Genomic DNA, 21,266 nt, shown 5'->3' with positions numbered 1-21,266 from the left:
CCTAGGCTGGAGCGATGGTGGATGCGGTCGTCGTCGGCAGCGGGCCGAATGGTCTCGCCGCTGCAGTGACCCTCGCGCGCGCCGGCCTCGAGGTCGAGGTGCATGAGGCAGCCGACACCCTCGGCGGCGGTCTGCGGACGCAGGAGCTGACCGAACCGGGCTTCCGTCACGACGTCTGCTCGGCGATCCACCCGATGGTCCTGACCTCACCGTTCTTCCGAGCGTGGAAGGCGACGGAGCGCGTCGACTACCTGATCCCGGAGGCCTCCTACGGGCACCCGCTCGATCGCGGCCGCGCCGGAATCGCCTACCGCGACCTCGACCGGACGGTGGGCACGCTCGGCGTCGACGGCATCGCGTGGCGGGAGCTGCTGCAGCCCGTCGTCGACCGCATGGAGGCCGTGACCGAGTTCACGCTGAACCCGCTGCTGCCCATCCCGAAGCGGCTGTTCGACGTCGTCCCGTTCGGCCTCCGGGTGCTCGAACAGGGATCCCCGGCCTGGCTGCGCCGCTTCGAGGGCACGGTCGCGCCCGGCATGCTCACGGGGGTCATGGCGCACACGATCACGAGGCTCCCCGGGCTCCCGGCGGCGGGCGCCGGACTCGTCCTCGCCGCGAACGCGCACGCCGACGGCTGGCCGCTGCCCATCGGCGGAGCGCAGTCGCTCGCCGACGCCATGGTGGCCGACCTCGAGGCGCACGGCGGCCGCGTCGTCACCGGACACCGGGTCACCGCCGTCTCGGATCTGCCCCTGTCCGCAGCGGTCCTGTTCGACACCAGCCCGCGGGACATGGTCGCGGCGGTCGGGTCCCGGCTCCCCACCGACTACGTCCGTGAGCTCGATCGGTTCCGCTACGGCAACGCCGTCTTCAAGCTGGACCTCGCGGTCTCGGAGCCGATCCCGTGGACCAACCGAGCACTGCTCGACGCCCCCACCGTGCACCTCGGTGGGACGGCCGAGGAGATCGCCGCCTCCGAGAACGCGGTGGCCGCGGGTCGCCATCCGGATCGACCGTACGTGCTGCTGTCGCAGCCCTCGCTGTTCGACGCGAGTCGCGCGCCGGTGGGGAAGCACACGGTGTGGGCGTACTGCCACGTGCCGAAGGGGTCCCGGGTGGACATGTCGGAGGCGATCGTCGATCAGATCGAACGGTTCGCGCCGGGCTTCCGCGACACGATCATCGCTCAGGCGGGCCGCGACACCGTCGTCGTCGAACGCGAGAACCCCAACGACATCGGTGGCGACATCTCCGGGGGCGAGCCGTCGCTGCGTCAGCTGCTGCGGCGCCCGGTGGTGCGTCGCGAACCGTGGCGGACGCCCGCGGCCGGGGTCTACCTCTGCTCGAGCTCTGCCGCGCCGGGGATGGGCGTGCACGGGATGGCGGGGTTCCTGGCGGCGGAGTCCGCCCTGCGGCATACCTTCCGCCTGCCGGTCCCGTCCCTCGCGCCCTGACCCGCTGCCGACCCGCCCACCTGACCGGTCACGGAGCGACCTCCCTGATCGGTCACTGAGCGACCTCCCTGATCGGTCACTGAGCGGCCTCCCTGATCGGTCACTGAGCCTGTCGAAGTGCGCCCTGCGACAAGCTCAGGGACCGGGGATGGTTGCGCCCTGCGACAAGCTCAGGGACCGGGGATGTTGCGCCCTGCGACAAGCTCAGGGACCGGGAAAGACATAGATCTGTGTTTCTCTGTGTTTGTGTGATACTTTCTTCGCACTGCAAGCCTGCAACACCGGAAACGAAGGTCAAGGACGACGCATGTACGCGACGGAGCGGCACGAGCACATCACCAGCCGGGTGAAGACGAGCGGACGGGTCTCCGTCGCCGACGTCTCCCGCGAGCTGGGCGTCACCGCTGAGACGATCCGCCGCGACCTCGACCAGCTCGAAACCTCCGGCGTCCTACGCCGCGTCCACGGCGGTGCCGTCTCCGCAGCACGTGCCTCCGTCGCCGAGGCCAGCCTCGCCGATCGCCAGGGCCAGCGGAGCGACGCGAAGGCCACGATCGCCCGTGCGGCCCTCCGGCTCATCCCGGCCACGTTCAGTGGCTCGATCGTCATCGACGCCGGCACGACCACAGCCCACCTCGCCGACCTCCTCGTCACCTGGCGCCCGGCCACCGCCGGCCAGACGCTCACGGTCATCACCAACTCCGTGCCGATCGCCGCGACGCTCCACCACTGCGACCACGTCGAACTGCACCTCCTCGGCGGCCGCGTCCGTGGCATCACGAGCGCGGCGGTCGGCAGCACGACCGTCGACGAGCTCGGCCGGTTCCGCCCCGACATCGCCTTCGTCGGCGCCAACGGAGTCAGCGCCGACTTCGGCCTCAGCACGCCCGACGAGCTCGAGGGCGCCGTGAAGTCGGCGATCGTCCGCGGTTCGCGACGGGCCGTCGTCCTCGCCGACGCCGCCAAGCTCGGTGAGGAAGCGCTCATCCGCTTCGCCGCCCTCGACGAGATCGACACCGTCATCACCGACGAGGTCGTTCCGACGACGCTCGGGGACGCCCTCGAGGCTGCGGGTGTCGAGGTGGTCGTCGCATGATCATCACCCTGACCGCCAACCCCTCGCTCGACCACACGGTGGAGCTCCCCGGCATCGTCGAGCGCGGCGAGGTCCTCCGCGCGCTCGCCAGCCGGGAGCAGCCGGGCGGCAAGGGCGTCAACGTCTCGCGGGCGATCGCCGCCGCCGAGTTGGCGACCATCGCCGTCCTCCCCGGCGAATCGACCGACCCGATGATCGAGTCGCTCCGCGCGCAGGGCATCGACGTCCTCGCCGTCCCGACCGGGCAGCCCGTGCGCCGCAACATCACGCTGACCGAGCCGGACGGCACCACCACCAAGATCAACGAGCCGGGTCCGCTCCTCACCGAGGACGACGCTGCACGCCTCGTCGACGCGACCGCCCGTGCCGCCGCGAGTGCCGAGTGGCTCGTCATCGCCGGTTCGCTGCCACCCGGGCTGCCGGCCGACTTCTACGCACGGATCGTCCGGGCCGCTCGCGCCCTCACCGACGGCACTCGCCCGCTCGTCGCCGTCGACAGCTCGGGGGAGCCGCTCGCCGCCCTCCTCGCCGCCTTCGCCGCCACCGGTGAACGCGTCGACCTCATCAAGCCGAACGGTGCCGAACTGGCCGAACTCACCGGCACCGCGTCCGGCGACGAGATCGAGGCGGAGCCGGCGCTCGCCGCGTCCGTCGCCGCCACGCTCATCGGCACCACGGACCGACCCGGCCCGGTCGCCGCCGTCCTCGTCACGCTCGGCTCCCGAGGAGCCGTCCTCGTGGAGGGTGACACCGCCTGGTCGGCCCAGGCCCCGAAGATCGTCGCGCGCAGCACCGTCGGTGCGGGGGACTCCTCCCTCGCCGGCTACCTGATCGCGCGAACCGCAGGTCACGCACCTGCAGCACGCCTCGCGCAGGCCGTCGCCCACGGAGCCGCAGCCGCGGCACTCCCGGGCAGCGACGTGCCGGCGCTCAGCTGGACGGACGCCGCCGCCATCGACGTCGCCCAGCTCCCGCAGCGGATCCCCTCCGCCCCCTGACCGCCCCCGGCCCCTGACCGCCCACCCGGTCCCTGACCGCCCACCCCGGTCCCTGAGCTTGTCGAAGGGCCGCCCCGACCACCCGAAGCACCAGCATCCGTTCACCACTCCCGGTCCCTGAGCTTGTCGAAGGGCCACCCCACCCTGACCACCCGAAGCACCAGCATCCGTTTCGAAGGAGAACCCAGATGTCCACCCCACTCATCACCCCAGGGCTCGTCGCCCTCGACGCCGACCTCGGCACCGATCGCGCGGGTGTCATCCGCGCGCTCGCCGAGCTCGTCGTCCGCGCCGGCCGTGCCACCGACACCGAGGCCCTCTTCGCCGATGCCTGGGCGCGGGAGAGCAAGACCGACACCGGCATCCCTGGCGGCATCGCGATCCCGCACTGCCGTTCAGCCGCCGTCACCGAGCCGACGCTCGCGATGGCCCGCGTCTCGCCGCTCGTCGACTTCGGTTCCGACGACGGCCCGGCCGACCTCCTCTTCTTCATCGCGGCTCCGGACGGCGCCGACCAGGCGCACCTCGCCCTCCTGTCGAAGCTCGCCCGCTCGCTCATCAAGTCCGAGTTCGTGACCTCGCTGCGTGAGGCGCCCGACGCCGCCGCGGTGGTCGCCCTCGTCGATGGTGCACTCAGCGATGCACCCAAGCCGGCGTCGGCTCCCGCAGCCGAGCGCGCCGCGACGGCTCCCGTCGAGGCCGGCGACCAGGCCACACGGCCCGTGCTCATCGCGGTCACCTCGTGTGCAACGGGCATCGCCCACACCTACATGGCGGCCGACTCGCTCGCCGCCACCGCCAAGCGCCTCGGTGTCGAGCTGCACGTCGAGACGCAGGGCGCCTCCGGTGCGACCCCGCTGCCCGCCGACGTCGTCGCGAAGGCGCAGGCGGTCATCTTCGCCGTCGACGTGGACGTCCGCGACGTCACCCGCTTCGCCGGCAAGCCCGTCATCAAGGCTCCCGTGAAGCGCGGCATCGACGCGCCGGAACAGCTCATCAACGACGCGGTCGCCGCGATCTCGAACCCGAACGCCCCGCGGGTCGCCGCAGCCGCCGGTGACGCTTCCGCGTCGACGTCCGACAAGAAGGACGCCAACGTCGGTCAGTCGATCAAGCGCTGGCTGCTCACCGGCGTCAGCTACATGATCCCGTTCGTCGCGGGTGGCGGTCTGCTCATCGCCCTCGGCTTCCTCCTCGGTGGCTACGACATCACCGAGAACGCCGGCAAGATCATCGTCGAGAACAGCCTCGTGAACCTGCCGGCCGGCGGCCTCGGCACCTACCTGGGTGCGGTCGCGTTCTCGATCGGTGCCGCGTCGATGGGCTTCCTCGTCCCGGCCCTCGCGGGCTTCATCGCCTTCGCGATCGCCGACCGACCGGGCATCGCGCCCGGGTTCGTCGCCGGCGCCGTCGCCCTCCTCATGAGCGCCGGCTTCCTCGGCGGACTCGTCGGTGGTCTGCTCGCCGGTGGTGTCGCCTACGGCCTCGGCCGACTCAACGTGCCCCGCTGGTTGCGCGGCCTGATGCCCGTCGTGATCATCCCGCTCCTCGGATCGATCGTCGCCTCCGGCCTGATGATCCTCGTCCTCGGCGGCCCGATCGCCGCGCTCATGAACGGCCTCAACTCCTGGCTCTCCGGCCTCACCGGTGTCTCCGCGATCCTGCTCGGCGTGATCCTCGGCACGATGATGGCCTTCGACCTCGGTGGCCCCGTCAACAAGGTCGCGTACTCGTTCGCCGTCGCCGGTCTCGGTGCGGGAACGCTCGCCAACCAGGCACCGTGGCAGATCATGGCCGCCGTGATGGCCGCGGGCATGGTGCCGCCGCTCGCGATGGCGCTCGCCTCGACCGTCCTCAGCCGTCGTTCGTTCACCGCGGTCGAGCGGGAGAACGGTAAGGCAGCCTGGCTGCTCGGCGCCGCGTTCATCAGCGAGGGTGCGATCCCGTTCGCCGCGGCCGACCTGTTCCGCGTCATCCCGGCGTCGATCCTCGGTGGTGCCGCCACCGGTGCGCTCATCATGGCGACCGGCGTCACCTCGCAGGCACCGCACGGTGGCATCTTCGTGTTCTTCGCCATCGGCAACATCGGGATGTTCATCCTGTCGGTCGCCGTCGGCACGGTCATCACCGCCGTCGCGGTCATCCTGCTCAAGCGGTTCGCCCGTCGTCGTCCGATGGAGGGCGCCGACTCGGCAGCCCCCGCGGTCGCCGCCGAGCCCGCGACCGTCTGATCCGTACCCGTCCGATCCACAGCCTGACCTGATCCACTGGTCCGGCCGGCACCAACCGAACCGCAGAAGGAGCATCATCATGGCCGAACGCCAAGCAACCATCGCCAGCCGCGTCGGGCTGCACGCCCGCCCCGCCAAGCTCTTCATCGAGACGGTCAAGCGCCAGCCGGTGCCCGTCACGATCGAGCTGGGCGACTCGGGCCCGCTCGACGCCTCGAGCATCCTCACGATCATGAGCCTCGGCGCCACCAACGGCGACGTCGTCACCCTCCGCGCTGAGGGCGAGGGTGCCGACGAGGCGCTCGCCGAGCTCGCCGGTCTCCTCGAGACGGACCTCGACGCCGAGTAGTCACCCTGCACCACGAAGCCCCGCCGCCCGAGTCATCTCGGACGGCGGGGTTTCCTCGTGGGCCCTTCGACAGGCTCAGGGAGCGGGTCTCTCCGCGGGAAGGGCTCCGGTCACTGAGCTTGTCGAAGTGTCTTCGGGGAACCGTTTTGTGTCGTGCGTGGAACCGTTCCGGTCACTGAGCTTGTCGAAGTGTCTTCGGGGAACCGTTTTGTGTCGTGCGTGGAACCGTTCCGGTCACTGAGCTTGTCGAAGTGTCCTCGGGGAACCGTGTCGTGTCGTGCGCGGAACCGTTCCGGTCACTGAGCTTGTCGAAGTGCCCCCGGGGAACCGCGCGCCTGCCGACACACGACGAACCCCGCCACCCGAGACGACGGGTGACGGGGTTCGTCAGGAGCGACCTACTCCGCGGAGCGACGGCGACGCGCGAGCAGCACCGACGCGAAGCCGACGAGGCCGAGGAGCAGCGCGACGAGCCCGATGCTCGACACGTCCACACCCGTGCGCGACAGCGAGTCGGTTCCGGCAGCCGAACCGCCCGAGGGCGAGCTCGTGCCGTCACCACCGCCGACCGCGCCACCGCCGGAGCCCGTGCCGGGACCGGTCCCGGGGTTCGTCCCCGGGTCGGTGCCGGGATCGGTCCCCGGGTCCACCGCGGCGGCGAGCACCGTCACCGGCGTGGACGTCGTCTCCACCGGCGCGAAGCCATCGGCGGAGACCGTGACCCGCACCGCGAGCGCTGCACCAGCACTGCCGGTGGGCGGCGTGAACGTCGCCGTGTCGGCACCGTCCACGACCTCGTCGTCGAGCAGCCACGCGTAGACCACTGCCGCGTCCTCCGGGTCCACGACGACCGCCGCGGTCGTCGGCACGCCCTCGCGGGCCACGCTCGACAGCGTCGCGGTCGCGACCGCCGTCCGGGCGAAGGTGATGGTCGTCGACTGCGTGGTGACGCCGTCAGCCGCCGTCACCGTGATGACGACACCGTCGGTCGCGTCAGCCGCAGCACGGGCCGCAGCCGCGGGTGCTGCTTCGAGCGGCTCGATCGTCACCGTCGCGTCGCGGTCGGCCGGGATGGCGTCGACCACCGGGTCGGCGGACCCTGCCAGCGGCACCTCGTACTCGAGGACGCCTGCATCGAAGCCCTCGACCGGCGTGCCGTTCACCCGCAGCGCGGCGAGGCCCGCCTCGGTCGCGACCGACGGTGCGAGCGCATAGATCTCGACCTCCGAGACGACCAGGTGGGTGTTCGCGTACGCCGTCATCACGATGCGCACCGCACTCGTCGTGACGCCACCGAGGTCGACGTCGACGACCGGAGCCGTCCCATCGGTCGGGACCGGCACAGCGACCGCCCCACCCGGAGCGTCGATCCACGCGCCGTCGGCGTCGCGGAACTGCACGGTCAGTGCACTCGGCCAGCTGTTGGTGCTCCCGTCCTTGTAGGCGTAGAAGGTGACGTGCTCGATCGTGTGCTCACCGCCGAGCTCGTAGCTCAGCGTGTCGCTCGCCGGCTTGTTCGACGAGCGCCAGTTCGACCAGCCCTTGTCGTTCCGAACACCGTTCTTCGTGTTGCTCGCCGGGTAGCCCGACTCGGTGGACGTCGCACCCGCGACGGTCGTGGCGTCCGGTGCGATGTTCCGCTCGCCGGGCGCCGTGACGATGATCGACAGGAGTGCGTCGATCGGTGCCGCGGCCGGGTCGTTCGACGCAGCCGCGCCGCGCACCTGCACCACACCGGTGTCGGCGAGGTCGGCGTCGTCGAGGGTGCTGAAGTCCCACGTGACGGGCGTGTCGAAGCGGTTGACGCTCGCCCCGATCTGCGCCGGGACCGTCGTCGGTGCCGCAGCGATGACGGCGCTCGCCGGGGACCCTGCGGCGACCGTCAGGGAGACCGGTTCGGTGGTCGTGAAGCCGCCGATGTCGACGGTGGCCTGTGCGGTGAACGCCGCACCCCACCCGTCGGTGCCGGAACCGTTCACGACGATCGTGCCCGGCGTGTTCCAGTCCACGGCCGAGGTGTCCCACGTGACCGGCACCGGAGCGCCCTGGACCGCGCCGTACAGCGGGACCACGGTCGCGGGCAGCGCCGCCGGAACACCGGCGACGGTCTGCACCGTGACCGGCTGCACCCCCGTGAGGGCGATGTCGACGAAGTTCCAGGTCTGGTTCGCGCCGTTGTTCGACTGGTAGACGCCGACGGCGGCGCCCGTCGTGGTGGACTGCCCGCCGACCTCGAGGGCCTGGCTGGTCCCGACGTTCACGAGGCTCCAGTCGGAGCCGTTGGTCGTCGTCGGGATCCACTGCAGCGATGGGTCGGCCGCAGCCTGTTCCCGCGTCGCAGCGACGAGCGAGGTGCCGGCGGAGTTCGCGGAGAGGAGTGCCCCGGACGAGCTGCGGACGGCGTAGCGGTCGGTGTTCGTGCCGCCGCCCGAGAGTCGCTCGGCGGTCCACACCTGTGCGGCACCGGTCGTGGCGTCGGAGGCACGCGGAGTGATCGTGCCGGCCGGGACGGTCCCGGTCGTGGCTGCGGCGGTGAACGCCTTCGCGCTCTGCTTGCCGACGAGCTGGTAGGCGTGTCCGTCCTGGAACGGCGCCGCGTCGGCTGCGACACCGGTCGCACCGTCGACGAGGAAGGTGGTGACCGACTTCGCCGGGACCGTGAGCGTCGCCTGCTTGGTCACCGGGTCGATCGACACGGCGTCGCCCTGCACGAGTGCGTTGGCGGTGACGTCGTCCGCGGGGGACTCCGTCGTCACGATCGGCGTGACCGTCGCGCCGGGAGCGATGTCCGCGAACTTCGACAGGTCGATGGTGATCGTCCGAGCCGAGGTCGACGGGTTGGCGTGCACGAGGGTCGCACCGGTGCCGTCGGCACGGAGCGCCGTGGTGGTCTGCGCGTCGGTGGACGGGATGAGGTGGTCACCGGGCTGCACGTAGTGGGTGAAGTTGCGGAGCGTGTTGTACTTCGCGTTCGTCTTCACGGAGCAGCTCGGGTCGGCGTCACCGTCGGCGATGCGTCGCTCGGAGTCGCCCTCGGCGTTGCAGTCGAAGTCGATGAGGACGCTGCCCCAGTTGAGCTTCTCGACCTTCTCCATGTTGTAGAGGTCCTCGACGGGCTGCCAGAGCACCCACGCGGTCGGCTCCAGGTTGCGGAGGTCGTCGATGAGGTGCGTCGCCATACCGATGCCGTTGTCGATGTTCGTGAGGTTGTGCTTGCCGCTGGAGTCCCAGTTGCCCTCGACCTCGCTCATCCACAGCGGCTTCCCGGCGGTCTTCGCGATGTCGCGCGCGACGACGCTGCCGCCCTGGCCGTAGCTGTGGACGTTGAGCTGCGTGACGAGGTCCTTGGCGGCCTGCGACCAGCCGTTCCAGTTCGTCGCGAAGATGCCCGGGTTCGTCTCGTCCATGGCCGCGATGACGGCTTCGGTCGAGGTGCCCTCGGCGGCGAGGCGCTCGGCGAGGGCCTTGATGACGGTGTCCTGCATGGCCGGGCCGATGTGTGCGCCCTCCTGGCGTCCGCCCTTCGGCCAACCGGTGGCCTCGTCGATCTGGGTGCCCCAGTAGTTCGTGTTCGGCTCGTTGAAGGGGTCGATGGTGTCGAAGTCGATGCCCGTGTCGGCCTCGAGGTGGTCGACGACGGTGGTGAGGTACGCGACGAAGTCGTCGACGCTCTCCGGCTTCAGCTGTTCATCGGCGGCGTTGAAGTTGCCCGAGGCGTAGCCGCTCTCGGTCATGAAGTACGGCGGGGAGTTGCTGAACGCCTCCCACTTGGTGATCTTGTCCTTGAGCGCCGTGAGCCACCAGCGCTGGGTCTCATCGGCGTCGAAGTCGTAGGAGGCCGGGTCGTCGGCGTCCCAGGCGGCGGCGTAGCGGTCGCGGTCGGCGTAGTCGGAGGTGATGGGGCCGTCGGCGTCGCTCGCGGCGAGGTCCGGGTTCCACCAGCCGTCGACCGCGCCGCCGGCCCGCAGGTAGGGCGGGACGTCGCTCGCGTTGCCGCCACCGATGTTGTAGCGCGCGATGTTGAGGTTGAGGCCGTCCTCGCCGAACACCTTGTCGAACAGGTCCTGGCGGACGTCAGCGGGGTAGTCGCCGGTCGCGTTGGCGAACCAGACGAGGCTCGTGCCCCACCCTTCGAACGCCTCGTTCTGGTAGGCGGGGTTGGGGGTGATGGTGAGGGGAGCGCTCTCCGCGGCGGCCGCAGGTGCGGCGTCCACGGTGGCGAGTGCTGGTGCGATCGCGGCGATGCCGAGGGCGACGGCGACGGTCGCTCCGATCGTTCGTCGGCGGACTGGTGACGGCAGTGTCATCGGTGGTTCCTTCGTTGGAGGCCGTGGTGCAGGGGATGTTCACGTGAACATTCAGCGGCGTCGAACCACCGTGTTCACGTCAACATTTCCGACGAGTATGGGCGACCCCTCGCTCGGGTGTCAAGGCGGGTCCGGTCACTGAGGTCCCCGTTCCGGTCACTGAGCCTGTCGAAGTGCGGCACATCGTCGCTCGTCGGTGGCGCGGACGACGAACTCCCTCACCTCACCTCAGCGCGCGGGCGGGGGCGCGGTGCTCGCGCGGACCACAAGGGAGGTCGGGGTGAGGGGCTCGGTGGAGAGCTGCGGCCCCTCCTCGATCTCGCGGAGGAGCGTGGTGATCGCCCGGCGTCCGATCTCGTCGAAGTCCTGGTGCACCGTCGTGAGTGGCGGCCAGAACGAGTCCGACTCCGGGGTGTCGTCGAAGCCGACGACGCTGATCGACTCCGGCACGGCGCGCCCGCGCTCGTGCAGGGCGCGGAGGAGGCCGAGCGCCATCTGATCGTTCGAGGCGAACACGGCCGTGATCTCCGGGCGCTCGGCGATCTCGAGGCCGATCTCGTACCCTGAGGTCGTCGACCAGTCGCCACGGAACGCGGGCGGCGGCGTGATGCCGGCCTCGCGCAGCGTGTCGGTCCAGCTCTGCTCGCGACGAGCCGCCGAGTAGGAGGTGCGGGGTCCGGCGATGTGCCAGACGCCCTGGTGTCCGAGGTCGAGGAGGTGCTGGGTGGCGAGCGCCGCGCCCTGCGCCTGGTCGTTGTCGACGACCGGGTAGTCGGTGCGTGCCGCGGAGTCGATGACGACGACGGGCAGGCCGGAGGGCAGTTCGACGTCCGCGCCGTCGACGATGTGCGACTCGATGACGATGATCAGGCCGTCGACGTCCTGCTCGCGGAGGCTGTCGAGGGCGACCGCGACGTCGCGTTGCGTCGGGTACTCGACGGGGACGACCGTGACCGAGTAGCCGGCCCGTGCGGCCTGCACCGTGATCGCGTCGAGCGTGCGCATGTTGCCGTAGGAGGAGAGCGTGAACATCGTGATCCCGATGCTGCGGGTGCGCCCCGATCGCAGCGCCCGAGCGGCCTTGTTCGGGCGGTAGCCGAGCTCGTTCATGGCCTCCAGAACGCGGTCGCGGGTGCCGTCGTCGACGTTGGTCAGCCCGTTCGCGACGCGGGAGACGGTCTGGGAGGAGACGCCGGCGTGCGCCGCGACGTCCGCCATCGACGGTGCTCGCCTGGCGCGGCCAGGCGCTCTCCGGGTGGTGTCCGTCATGGTCTCCCTATCGTCGCATCCATCCTTGCATGTTGACGTGAACATGCTATGGTACCGATCAGATGTTGACGTAAACATCCACCGCGATCCCTCCCCCGCACGGCTCCACCGCACGACGGTTCCGCCCGAATCCCAGCAAGGAAGCTGCCCATGACCACTACGACCGCTCGCACCGGCCGGCCACCAGCGGTCCGTGTCCACCGACGCGACCGCCGGGATTGGAAGGGCTGGGCGTTCATCGCCCCCTTCATGATCGTCTTCGCGCTGATGATCATCGCGCCGCTCGTCTATGCGCTCTACCTCAGCTTCTTCCAGGAGAAGCTCATCGGCGGCAATGCCTTCGTCGGTTTCGAGAACTACGCCCAGGTCCTTCAGGACCCGAAGTTCTGGGAGCCGTTCGGTCGCGTCGCACTGTTCTTCGTCGTGCAGGTGCCGATCATGCTCGCCCTGTCGCTCACCGCCGCGCTCGCGCTCGACAGCGCCAGGCTCCACGGCGCCGCCTTCTTCCGCATCGCGCTCTTCCTGCCGTACGCCGTCCCGGGCGTCGTCGCGGCGCTCATCTGGGGCTTCATCTACGGCGACCAGTTCGGTCTCGCCGGCAGCTTCAACGACCTCGTCGGTGCCCAGATCCTCGAGCCGTTCAGCTCCCAGGCCGTCCTCGCCTCCATCGGCAACATCGTGACGTGGGAGTTCATGGGCTACAACATGCTCATCTTTTACGCCGCCCTCCGCGTCGTGCCCGGTGAGATCTACGAGGCGGCCGAGATCGACGGGGCCGGACAGTTCCGCACCGTCTTCAGCATCAAGATCCCAGCCCTCCGCGGAGCACTCGTCATCGCGACGATCTTCTCCGTCATCGGGTCGTTCCAGCTCTTCAACGAGCCGAACCTGCTGAAGAACCTCGCGCCCAACGTGATCACGAGCAACTTCACCCCGAACATGTACGCCTACAACCTGTCCTTCGCCGGTCAGCAGTTCAACCTCGCGGCGACGGTCGCGATCATCATGGGCGTCATCACCGCCGTCATCGCCTACGTCGTGCAGGTGCGCGGCTCCCGACAGGAGAACAGCTGATGGCCACCGTCTCGAACCCGACCGTCCGCCCGCAGACCGTGTCGACCAGGACCGCCCGCAACCCGCGTGCCTTCGACCGGCCAACCCGGAAGCGCCACGACCCGCGCCGCAAGCGCTCGATCGTCCTCACGATCGTCATGGCCGTCTTCCTCATCTACTCGGTCGTCCCGATCCTGTGGCTCGTCATCAACGCGACGAAGTCCCAGCCCGACCTCTTCACCTCGTTCGGCCTCTGGTTCGGCGACGGCGGGTTCAACCTCTGGCAGAACATCGTCGACACCCTGACCTACCGCGACGGGCAGTTCGTCGGCTGGTTCGGCAACACGCTCCTCTACGTGGTGGTCGGTGCCGGTGGGGCGACGCTCCTCGCCACGATCGGCGGCTACGGCCTCGCCAAGTTCCGGTTCCCCGGTAAGCGCGCCGTGTTCGCGATCATCCTCGGCTCCATCGCGGTGCCGGGCACGGCCCTCGCCGTCCCGACCTTCCTGATGTTCAGCCAGCTCGGCCTCACGAACACGCCGTGGGCGGTCATCCTGCCCTCGCTCGTCAGCCCGTTCGGTCTGTACCTCATCTGGACGTACGCGGTGGACGCGGTCCCGACAGAACTACTCGAGGCCGCCCGCATGGACGGCGCGGGGGAGTTCCGCACCTTCTTCACGATCTCGCTGCGACTCCTCGGCCCCGGCATCGTCACGGTGCTCCTCTTCGCGATCGTCGCGACCTGGAACAACTACTTCCTGCCGCTCATCATGCTGTCGGAGCCGACCTGGTATCCGCTCACCGTCGGCCTCAGCCAGTGGAGCGCCCAGGCCACCGGTGTCGCAGCTCAGCCGATCTTCAACCTCGTGATCACCGGATCACTCCTGACCATCGTCCCGATCGTCATCGCGTTCCTCTTCCTGCAGCGCTTCTGGCAGTCCGGTCTGAGCGCCGGCAGCGTCAAGGGCTGATCCCCGCTTTTCCCAACCCGCACCACCGCATCACCTCCTCCTCCCAACGCAGTGAAAGGAAACACCCATGAAGCGCATCTCACCGTCTCGCACGGTTCTGCGCCGCGCGGCCACGGCGGCCGTCGCGTCCGCGATGATCGGAGCCTCGCTCGTCGCCTGCTCGTCCGGCGGCGGCAGCACCGCCTCGGGCGACGCCAAGGACATCGAATCCGCCCTCGAAGCCGGTGGCGAGATCACCTACTGGTCCTGGACGCCCTCCGCCGAGGCGCAGGTCGCCGCGTTCGAGAAGGCCTACCCCAAGGTCAAGGTCAACCTCGTCAACGCCGGCACCAACACCACCGAGTACACGAAGCTGCAGAACGCGATCAAGGCCGGTAAGGGTGCCCCCGACGTCGCGCAGGTCGAGTACTACGCCATCCCGCAGTTCGCGCTCAGCGACTCCCTCGTCGACCTCAACGCCTACGGCTTCGGCGACCTGAAGGACGACTACAGCCCCGGCCCGTGGAGCTCCGTCAACATCGGCGACGGCCTCTACGCCCTCCCGCAGGACTCCGGCCCCATGGCCATGTTCTACAACAAGACGGTGTTCGACCAGTACGGCATCGCCGTGCCGACCACCTGGGACGAGTACATCGCCGCAGCCGCACAGCTGCACACGGCCGACCCGTCGAAGTACATCACCAACGACTCCGGTGACTCCGGCTTCGCGACCAGCATGATCTGGCAGGCCGGTGGACGTCCGTTCACCGCCGACGGCACCAAGGTGAGCGTCAACCTCGCCGACGAGGGCTCCAAGAAGTGGGCCGACACCTGGAACCAGCTCGTCGAGGGCGACCTGCTCTCCGAGGTCCCGGGGTGGAGCGACGACTGGTACAAGTCGCTCGGCAACGGCAGCATCGCGACGCTCATCACGGGCGCCTGGATGCCCGGTGTGCTCGAGTCGTCCGTCGCCGAGGCCTCCGGTCAGTGGCGCGTCGCACCGATCCCGACCTACGACGGCAAGCCCGCCAACGCCGAGAACGGTGGCGGTGGCCAGGTCGTGCTGAAGCAGAGCAAGAACCCGGCGCTCGCCGCGGGCTTCCTCAAGTGGCTGAACAACGACGAGGACAGCGTCAAGGTCTTCCTCGACAACGGTGGCTTCCCGGCGACGACCGCCGACCTCAACTCCGACGAGTTCCTCTCCGCAGCTCCCGAGTACTTCGGTGGCCAGAAGATCAACGAGGTCCTCGTGCAGGGCGCGAAGGACGTGTCGACCGGTTGGCAGTACCTGCCCTACCAGGTCTACGCGAACAGCATCTTCGCCGACACCGTCGGACAGTCCTACGCGAACAAGGCCGACCTGAACGACGGCCTCGCCGACTGGCAGAAGCAGCTCGTCGAGTACGGCAACACGCAGGGTTTCACGGTCACCGAGAAGTAGCCGAACGGCACCTGTAGCACCAGCACCATCGACCGCGGCCGGTCGGAGGGTCCTCCGGGATCCGCTCCGGCCGGCCGTGGTCGCTCCATCCGCACCCCTTCATCACGGAGCCCCAGCATGCCCACCTTCTCCATCGGCGACGACGACTTCCTGCTCGACGGTCAGCCGTTCCGGATCATCTCCGGAGCCCTCCACTACTTCCGGGTGCACCCCGAGCAGTGGGCGGACCGCATCGCGAAGGCGAAGCTCATGGGCCTCAACACCATCGAGACCTACGTCGCGTGGAACCAGCACAGCCCCGAGCGCGGCGTGTTCGACACCACGGGCGTGAACGACCTCGAACGCTTCCTCGGCCTCGTCGCCGACGCCGGCATGTACGCGATCGTGCGTCCCGGCCCCTACATCTGCGCCGAGTGGGACAACGGCGGCCTCCCCGGCTGGCTGCTGCACGACCCCGAACTCGGCCTCCGTCGCAGCGAGCCGCGCTACCTGGCCGCCGTCCGCGAGTACTTCGAGGCGCTGTTGCCGATCGTCGCCCCGCTGCAGATCGACCGCGGCGGTCCCGTCATCCTCGTGCAGGTCGAGAACGAGTACGGCGCCTACGGCGACGACCACGACTACCTCCGCACGCTGACCGACTGGACCCGCGAGCTCGGCATCACCGTGCCGCTGACGACCGTCGACCAGCCCACGGCCCAGATGCTCGAGGACGGCAGCATCCCCGAACTCCACAAGACCGGCTCCTTCGGCAGCCGCTCGCTCGAACGCCTCGCGACCCTGCGTGAGCACCAGCCGACCGGGCCGCTCATGTGCTCCGAGTTCTGGGACGGCTGGTTCGACCACTGGGGCGAGCACCACCACACGACGCCCATCGCCGAGACGGCGGCGGACCTCGACGCCCTCCTCGCTACCGGCGCGTCCGTGAACATCTACATGTTCCACGGCGGCACGAACTTCGGGTTCACCGGTGGCGCGAACGACAAGGGGCAGTACCGCTCGCACGTCACCTCCTACGACTACGACGCGCCCCTCGACGAGGCGGGTCACCCGACGGAGAAGTTCTTCGCCTTCCGCGACGTGATCGCGAAGTACGTCGAGGTGCCGACGGAGATTCCACCGGCGGCGACGGACGCCCCGGCGTTCACCGCGGCGTTCGAGCAGGAGGTCCCGTTCGCGGACGTGGCCGACGAGATCGCGCCGCTCCAGGCGTTCGACCGGATCCCGACGATGGACGAACTCGGAGCGTTCAGCGGTCTGGCGCGGTACCGGGCGTCGCTCGGTGGACGCGGCGGGGTGCTCCGGTTCGCCGAGGTGCGCGACCGCGTGGTCGTCTCCGTCGACGGCGTGCCGGTCGGTGCACTCACGCGCGAGTTCAAGGAGCGCTCCATCGTCATCCCGGCGGGCGAGACGCTCGAACTCCTCCTCGAGAACCAGGGCCGTGTCAACTACGGCAAGCGCCTGGGGGAGCCGAAGGGGATCATCGGGCCCGTGTCGCTCGACGGCGTGGAACTCACGTCGTGGGGCATCGCGCCCGTGGCCCTCGACCGGCTCGACGCCGTCGTCGACGCCGCAGCCACGCGCACGTCCGGCGCCACGATCAGCGGTGCCGGGCCGGTCCTCCTCACCGCCACCGTCACGCTCGACGCGCCCACCGACCTGTTCCTCGACACCGCAGCCTGGGGCAAGGGGCTCGTCTGGGTGAACGGCTTCCTGCTCGGCCGCTACTGGTCGCGGGGGCCGCAGCACACGCTGTACGTCCCCGGCGGCCAGCTCCGTGCCGGGGAGAACCGCTTCACGGTGTTCGAGTTCCATGCGCTCACGACGCCGACGCTCTCCTTCCTCGCCCGCCCCTCGCTCGGCCCGACCGAGTTCTAGCCGCCCACGATCCGGTCGGCGTCGCCCGCACAGACGCGGCGCCGACCGCACCACCCGGTCCCTGACCTTGTCGAAGGGTCACAGGTCCGCTCCCCGCCCTTCGACAGGCTCAGGGACCGATCCAAACGCCAGCACCTCCACCCCGGTCCCTGACCTCAACTCCGGTCCCTGAGCTTGTCGAAGGGCCGCAGCACCTGAGCACCACCTCCGCAGCACCCCACGATGACGTGAAAGGACGCCGCAGCATGCGACGAGCGACGAGACGACCCGACCGATCGACACCGGAAGGAGGTGCCGCCGTCCTGCGGCGGGGTGGTCTCGCCGCCGGGCTCCTGGCGGTCGCCATCGTCGGCACCACCACTCTGACGGCGGGGAGCGCGGCCGCTGCCGAGGCGCCCGCGGCGGCCCTGCTCAGCTGGGGCGACCCGGCGGCTCCCGCGGAGCTCGTCGGCACTCCGGTCACCGGTGTCGCCGCCGGTCTCGGCCACGCCGTGGCGCTCGGCGCGGACGGCACCGTGCTCGCGTGGGGCGCCGACGGCTTCGGCCAGTCGACCGTCCCGAGCTTCACCGGAACGATCACCCAGGTCGCGGCCGGCACGAACCACTCGCTCGCGCTCGCCGCCGACGGCACCGTCACCGCCTGGGGCCGCGATGCCGGCGGCCAGGCCACGGTCCCGGCAGGCCTCGACCGGGTCCTGCGCATCGCCGCCGGCGGACCGAACTCGGCCGCCGTCCGCGCCGACGGCACGCTCGCGCTCTGGGGTGACGACGCATTCGGACAGAACGACCTCCCGACCGCGCTCGACGGTGCACGCGTGACCGACGTCGCGATCGGATCCGGCTTCACCGTCGCCCTCACCGACGACGGTGACGTCGTCCCCTGGGGCCGGAGCGACGCCGGGCAGCTCGAGCTCCCGACGGCGCTCGCGGACGAGGACGTCGTGCAGCTCGCCGCCGGCACCGACCACGCGCTCGCCCTCGCCGACGACGGCACCGTCCTCGCCTGGGGCGCGGACGGCTCCGGCCAGACCGAGGTGCCGGCGTCCCTCGACGGGGTCGACGTCGTCCGTGTCTTCGCGGGTCCGTACCTGTCCGGGGCGATCGCCGCCGACGGATCGGTCACGGTCTGGGGTGCCGACGACGCCCGTTCGGCGCTGCCCGACGGTCTGCTCGCGGCCGGTGTCGCGCTCGGCGAGACGGGTGCCGTCGCCGCGGCCGGTGCAGTCCCCGTCGCCGGTGGCACGAACGGCGGCCCAGGCAACACCGTCGACTCCCTGCCCGGCGGCACCGATCCCGGAACCGGGCCGGGCGGCGAGCCCGGGGCGGACCCGGGGGTCGGTCAGCCGGGCTCGGGCACGAGTGCGGGCGGTGCCGGTGGGCTCGCCGTGTCGGGTGTCTCGATCGCCGCCGCGGTGATCGTGGCTGCGGTGCTCCTGCTCGCGGGTGCCCTGCTCATCCTCCGCCGTCGTCGGGTCGTGGCCTCGAGCGCCGCCGAAGGCGCCTCCTCCAGCGGCGGTGTCGGACGCAGTGGCGTCGCGGGCGCGGTCGTCCTCGCGCTCGGGCTCTCCGGCGCACTCGTCACGGCGGACGCACCACGCGCCGAGGCCGTACCGAGCTACCCGAGCCCGACGGTCGACGAACTCGTCGCCAACGACTTCGTCCTCTACTTCGCGAACGCCGGCAGCACGGTGACCGACGCGGTCTCCGCCGGCGACCACATCGGGCTGTACCAGTCACGCACCGACCAGTCCTACGGGGTCGACGCCGCAACCGGCGCGTCCTGGGGATTCGTCGCCGACGCGAACAGCAACCCCACGGCCAACAGCTCCTCCGGGACCGAGAAGACCGCCTCCCTCCGGTACGACGCACCGCCCGCGGGCAGCTCGCTCCCGACGAGGTCGGTCGACTACGCCTTCGACCTCCCGGCCGGCGAGTACGAGGTCACCCTCGGGTTCAACCTGCCGAGCGGGTGGGCGGCACGACCGCTCGACCTCAAGGCCGAGGGCGAGACGCTCGCCCAGGTGACCGCGCCAGCCGGCGCGCTCCTCGAGCAGCAGCTCACCGTGAGCGTCGACGACGGGACCCTCGACCTCGAGGTCCACAGCCCGGCGGGTCGGACCAACACCTACACCGACCCCGCGGTGAACTACATCGTCATCCGAGCACCGCACACGGCGTCCACCGAGGTGCTCGCAGCGAAGATCCGAGCCGTCACGCTCGACGAGGGGCAGCGCGCCGGCTACGTCGCCGACTCGCTCGCCGTCCTCGACGCGGCGATCGCCGACGCCCAGGCGCTCGTGGACGCCGGGTCGACCGACACCGCGGCACTCACGGCCGCCTACGACGCGCTCGGTGCCGCACGCACCGCACTCCGGCCGATCGTCACCTACGACTCGTTCCGCCCGGGCCAGGCCTGGGTGGACGATCAGGGCAACCCGATCCAGGCGCACGGCGGGCAGGTCGTTCCGTCGACGGACGCCGACGGCCAGCCGATCTACTACTGGTACGGCGAAGACCGGTGGAACGGCTACGCGAGCAGCCGCGGGGTGCACGTGTACTCCTCGCGCGACCTCTACAACTGGACCGACGAGGGCCTCGCGCTGCAGGCCCTGTCGACCGCCGACCAGCTCACGACCGATCCGGCCGCAGCCGAGCTGTACGCCGACTACACGGCCCGGCAACGGGCGGCGGTCGTCCGCGACCTCCTGACGGTCCCGAGCGATCCGGCCGTCCCCGCGGCGATCCTCGAGCGGCCGAAGGTCATGTACAACGCCGCAACCGAGCAGTGGGTCATGTGGATCCACACCGACGGCCCGAGCGCGACGTCCGACGCGCAGTACGCGAAGGCGACCGCCGGGGTCGCGGTCTCCGACTCGCCGACCGGCCCGTTCCGCTACGTGGACAGCTACCGCCTGAACGTCGCACCGGAGGGCGAGCCGAACTACCAGCCCGACAGCCCCGGTATGGCGCGCGACATGAACCTCTTCACCGACGTCGACGGCACCGGCTACATCATCTACGCGAGCGAGGAGAACCTGACCCTCTTCATCTCCAAGCTGTCGTCGAACTTCATGTTCCTGTCGGCACCCGTCGACCGCGCCGTGAAGGGCGAGGACTTCACCCGCACCTACATCGGTGGACAGCGCGAGGCACCGGCGGTGTTCGTCTACGACGGCACGTACTACCTCATCACCTCGGGCGCGACCGGCTGGAACCCCAACCCGGCCAAGTACGCCACCGCCGACTCGGTGCTGGGGGAGTGGACCGACCACGGTAACCCGGTGAGCGGCTCCGGTGCGTCGACGACCCACGGCAGCCAGAGCACGTCCGTGATCCCCATCGACGCGGCCGCCGGCAAGTTCATCTACATGGGTGACCGCTGGACGCCGTCCGACCTCCGCAACGCGCCGGCCGTCTGGCTCCCGCTCGAGTTCGGCGACGACGAATCCCTGTCCCTGAAGTGGTACGACGAGTGGACGCTCGCGGACCTCGAGGGGAAGGGCAAGGTCGCGGTCGACGTCGACGTGCCGACGACCGTCCGACTCGGCGATGCGAGCACCCTGCCGAGCGAGGCGCAGGTCACGGAGGGCGGCACGACGACCACCCGGACGATCACCTGGGACACCGCTGCGCTCGCCGTCCCCGGTCCGGTCTCGCTCACCGGCGCGGTCGAGGGCGTGTCCCGCCCGGTGACCCGGCAGGTGACGGTCGTCCCGAAGGACCTCGTCTACCTCGTCGACGCCGGGGGATCGGCGTCGCCCGAGTACGACGCGATCCGCTCGGTGGCGGACGCCGACGGCACCCTGCTCAACTCGACGTCCGACCGGACGCTCGGGGCCGACGCGGCCACCGGCGCGAACTGGGGCGTCGTCGGCGCGGAGACGGGCACGACCGACGGGCCGTTCTCGGAGTCGCTCCGCTACGTCGCGAGTTCCGCGACCGACCGCACCCTGGAGTACGCGTTCGACTCCCTCGACGCGGGGAGCTACGACGTGTACGTCGGGCTGTACGACCCGTGGTCGCAGTGGGCGGACAACCGGCGCGCGGACATCGGGGCGAACGGTGCGACGCTGCTCAGCGCGCAACCGATCACCGGCACTCCGACGGTGGCGACGCTGTCGTCCGTGCAGCCGGACGCGGACGGCCGCCTGTCGATCACCCTCGATCCGGTCGGTTCGGGCGGCGGCACCGACGTGCAGCTCTCCTGGATCATGATCGTCCGACGCTGACTCCACGTCCCCTC

General features: G+C 70.3%; 12 protein-coding genes. 10 read left to right on the top strand and 2 right to left on the bottom strand.

Features of this window, described 5'->3' with window-relative positions; genetic code table 11:
• The first annotated feature begins 14 nt into the window (after nucleotides 1-14).
• From ACLIME_RS09685 to ACLIME_RS09665, 5 genes are all read left to right on the top strand, one after another.
• Nucleotides 15-1,454 (top strand): phytoene desaturase family protein, encoded by a 1,440-nt coding sequence (locus ACLIME_RS09685; RefSeq protein WP_411556769.1) that lies wholly within the window; start codon nucleotides 15-17, stop codon nucleotides 1,452-1,454.
• Between the two features lie 307 nt (nucleotides 1,455-1,761).
• Nucleotides 1,762-2,550, top strand: a complete 789-nt coding sequence (locus tag ACLIME_RS09680; protein WP_085512485.1) for a DeoR/GlpR family DNA-binding transcription regulator — start codon at nucleotides 1,762-1,764, stop codon at nucleotides 2,548-2,550.
• Nucleotides 2,547-3,548 carry a 1-phosphofructokinase family hexose kinase gene (locus tag ACLIME_RS09675; RefSeq protein ID WP_411556768.1) on the top strand — a complete coding sequence of 334 codons (1,002 nt, stop codon included), beginning with the start codon at nucleotides 2,547-2,549 and terminating at the stop codon, nucleotides 3,546-3,548. Before ACLIME_RS09680 ends, ACLIME_RS09675 begins: the two co-directional genes overlap by 4 nt.
• Nucleotides 3,549-3,736: 188 nt before the next feature.
• Nucleotides 3,737-5,779: a fructose-specific PTS transporter subunit EIIC gene (locus tag ACLIME_RS09670; RefSeq protein WP_411556767.1), complete on the top strand. Its 2,043-nt coding sequence runs from the start codon at nucleotides 3,737-3,739 to the stop codon at nucleotides 5,777-5,779.
• A 79-nt stretch (nucleotides 5,780-5,858) separates the two neighbouring features.
• Complete coding sequence (locus ACLIME_RS09665) at nucleotides 5,859-6,128, top strand: HPr family phosphocarrier protein (protein ID WP_056014456.1); 270 nt, start codon at nucleotides 5,859-5,861, stop codon at nucleotides 6,126-6,128.
• Between the two features lie 398 nt (nucleotides 6,129-6,526).
• On the opposite strand, the gene ACLIME_RS09660 is transcribed toward ACLIME_RS09665, so the two are convergent.
• Entirely contained in the window at nucleotides 6,527-10,435 is a 3,909-nt protein-coding gene (locus ACLIME_RS09660; protein ID WP_411556766.1) for a glycoside hydrolase, read from the bottom strand.
• A gap of 228 nt (nucleotides 10,436-10,663) precedes the next feature.
• Nucleotides 10,664-11,704 carry a LacI family DNA-binding transcriptional regulator gene (locus ACLIME_RS09655; RefSeq protein WP_411556765.1) on the bottom strand — a complete coding sequence of 347 codons (1,041 nt, stop codon included), beginning with the start codon at nucleotides 11,702-11,704 and terminating at the stop codon, nucleotides 10,664-10,666.
• A 150-nt stretch (nucleotides 11,705-11,854) separates the two neighbouring features.
• On the opposite strand from ACLIME_RS09655, the gene ACLIME_RS09650 reads away from it, so the two are divergent.
• The 5 genes from ACLIME_RS09650 (at nucleotide 11,855) to ACLIME_RS09630 (ending at nucleotide 21,252) form a co-directional block, all read left to right on the top strand.
• The gene (locus tag ACLIME_RS09650; protein ID WP_064296050.1) at nucleotides 11,855-12,778 is read left to right on the top strand and encodes a carbohydrate ABC transporter permease; all 924 of its coding nucleotides are present in this window, start codon (nucleotides 11,855-11,857) and stop codon (nucleotides 12,776-12,778) included.
• Nucleotides 12,778-13,728 (top strand): carbohydrate ABC transporter permease, encoded by a 951-nt coding sequence (locus ACLIME_RS09645; protein WP_064296051.1) that lies wholly within the window; start codon nucleotides 12,778-12,780, stop codon nucleotides 13,726-13,728. Before ACLIME_RS09650 ends, ACLIME_RS09645 begins: the two co-directional genes overlap by 1 nt.
• A gap of 67 nt (nucleotides 13,729-13,795) precedes the next feature.
• Entirely contained in the window at nucleotides 13,796-15,148 is a 1,353-nt protein-coding gene (locus ACLIME_RS09640; RefSeq protein WP_124769910.1) for an ABC transporter substrate-binding protein, read from the top strand.
• A 117-nt stretch (nucleotides 15,149-15,265) separates the two neighbouring features.
• Nucleotides 15,266-17,023 (top strand): glycoside hydrolase family 35 protein, encoded by a 1,758-nt coding sequence (locus tag ACLIME_RS09635; RefSeq protein ID WP_411556764.1) that lies wholly within the window; start codon nucleotides 15,266-15,268, stop codon nucleotides 17,021-17,023.
• Nucleotides 17,024-17,268: 245 nt separating this feature from the next.
• Nucleotides 17,269-21,252 (top strand): family 43 glycosylhydrolase, encoded by a 3,984-nt coding sequence (locus ACLIME_RS09630; RefSeq protein WP_411556763.1) that lies wholly within the window; start codon nucleotides 17,269-17,271, stop codon nucleotides 21,250-21,252.
• The last annotated feature ends 14 nt before the right edge of the window (nucleotides 21,253-21,266 follow it).

The organism is Plantibacter sp. MPB07 (assembly GCF_046619465.1).
In the GTDB taxonomy this organism is placed as follows: domain Bacteria; phylum Actinomycetota; class Actinomycetes; order Actinomycetales; family Microbacteriaceae; genus Plantibacter; species Plantibacter auratus.
Note: the sequence above shows the minus strand (reverse complement) of the source record. Positions and strands in the feature narration are given on the sequence as shown.

Coding starts and splice junctions, on each gene's coding strand:
- ACLIME_RS09670 (WP_411556767.1), top strand. CDS start 3,737: ATGTCCACCCCACTCATCACCCCAGGGCTCGTCGCCCTCGACGCCGAC.
- ACLIME_RS09685 (WP_411556769.1), top strand. CDS start 15: ATGGTGGATGCGGTCGTCGTCGGCAGCGGGCCGAATGGTCTCGCCGCT.
- ACLIME_RS09655 (WP_411556765.1), bottom strand. CDS start 11,704: ATGACGGACACCACCCGGAGAGCGCCTGGCCGCGCCAGGCGAGCACCG.
- ACLIME_RS09660 (WP_411556766.1), bottom strand. CDS start 10,435: ATGACACTGCCGTCACCAGTCCGCCGACGAACGATCGGAGCGACCGTC.
- ACLIME_RS09650 (WP_064296050.1), top strand. CDS start 11,855: ATGACCACTACGACCGCTCGCACCGGCCGGCCACCAGCGGTCCGTGTC.
- ACLIME_RS09645 (WP_064296051.1), top strand. CDS start 12,778: ATGGCCACCGTCTCGAACCCGACCGTCCGCCCGCAGACCGTGTCGACC.
- ACLIME_RS09680 (WP_085512485.1), top strand. CDS start 1,762: ATGTACGCGACGGAGCGGCACGAGCACATCACCAGCCGGGTGAAGACG.
- ACLIME_RS09635 (WP_411556764.1), top strand. CDS start 15,266: ATGCCCACCTTCTCCATCGGCGACGACGACTTCCTGCTCGACGGTCAG.
- ACLIME_RS09665 (WP_056014456.1), top strand. CDS start 5,859: ATGGCCGAACGCCAAGCAACCATCGCCAGCCGCGTCGGGCTGCACGCC.
- ACLIME_RS09675 (WP_411556768.1), top strand. CDS start 2,547: ATGATCATCACCCTGACCGCCAACCCCTCGCTCGACCACACGGTGGAG.
- ACLIME_RS09630 (WP_411556763.1), top strand. CDS start 17,269: ATGCGACGAGCGACGAGACGACCCGACCGATCGACACCGGAAGGAGGT.
- ACLIME_RS09640 (WP_124769910.1), top strand. CDS start 13,796: ATGAAGCGCATCTCACCGTCTCGCACGGTTCTGCGCCGCGCGGCCACG.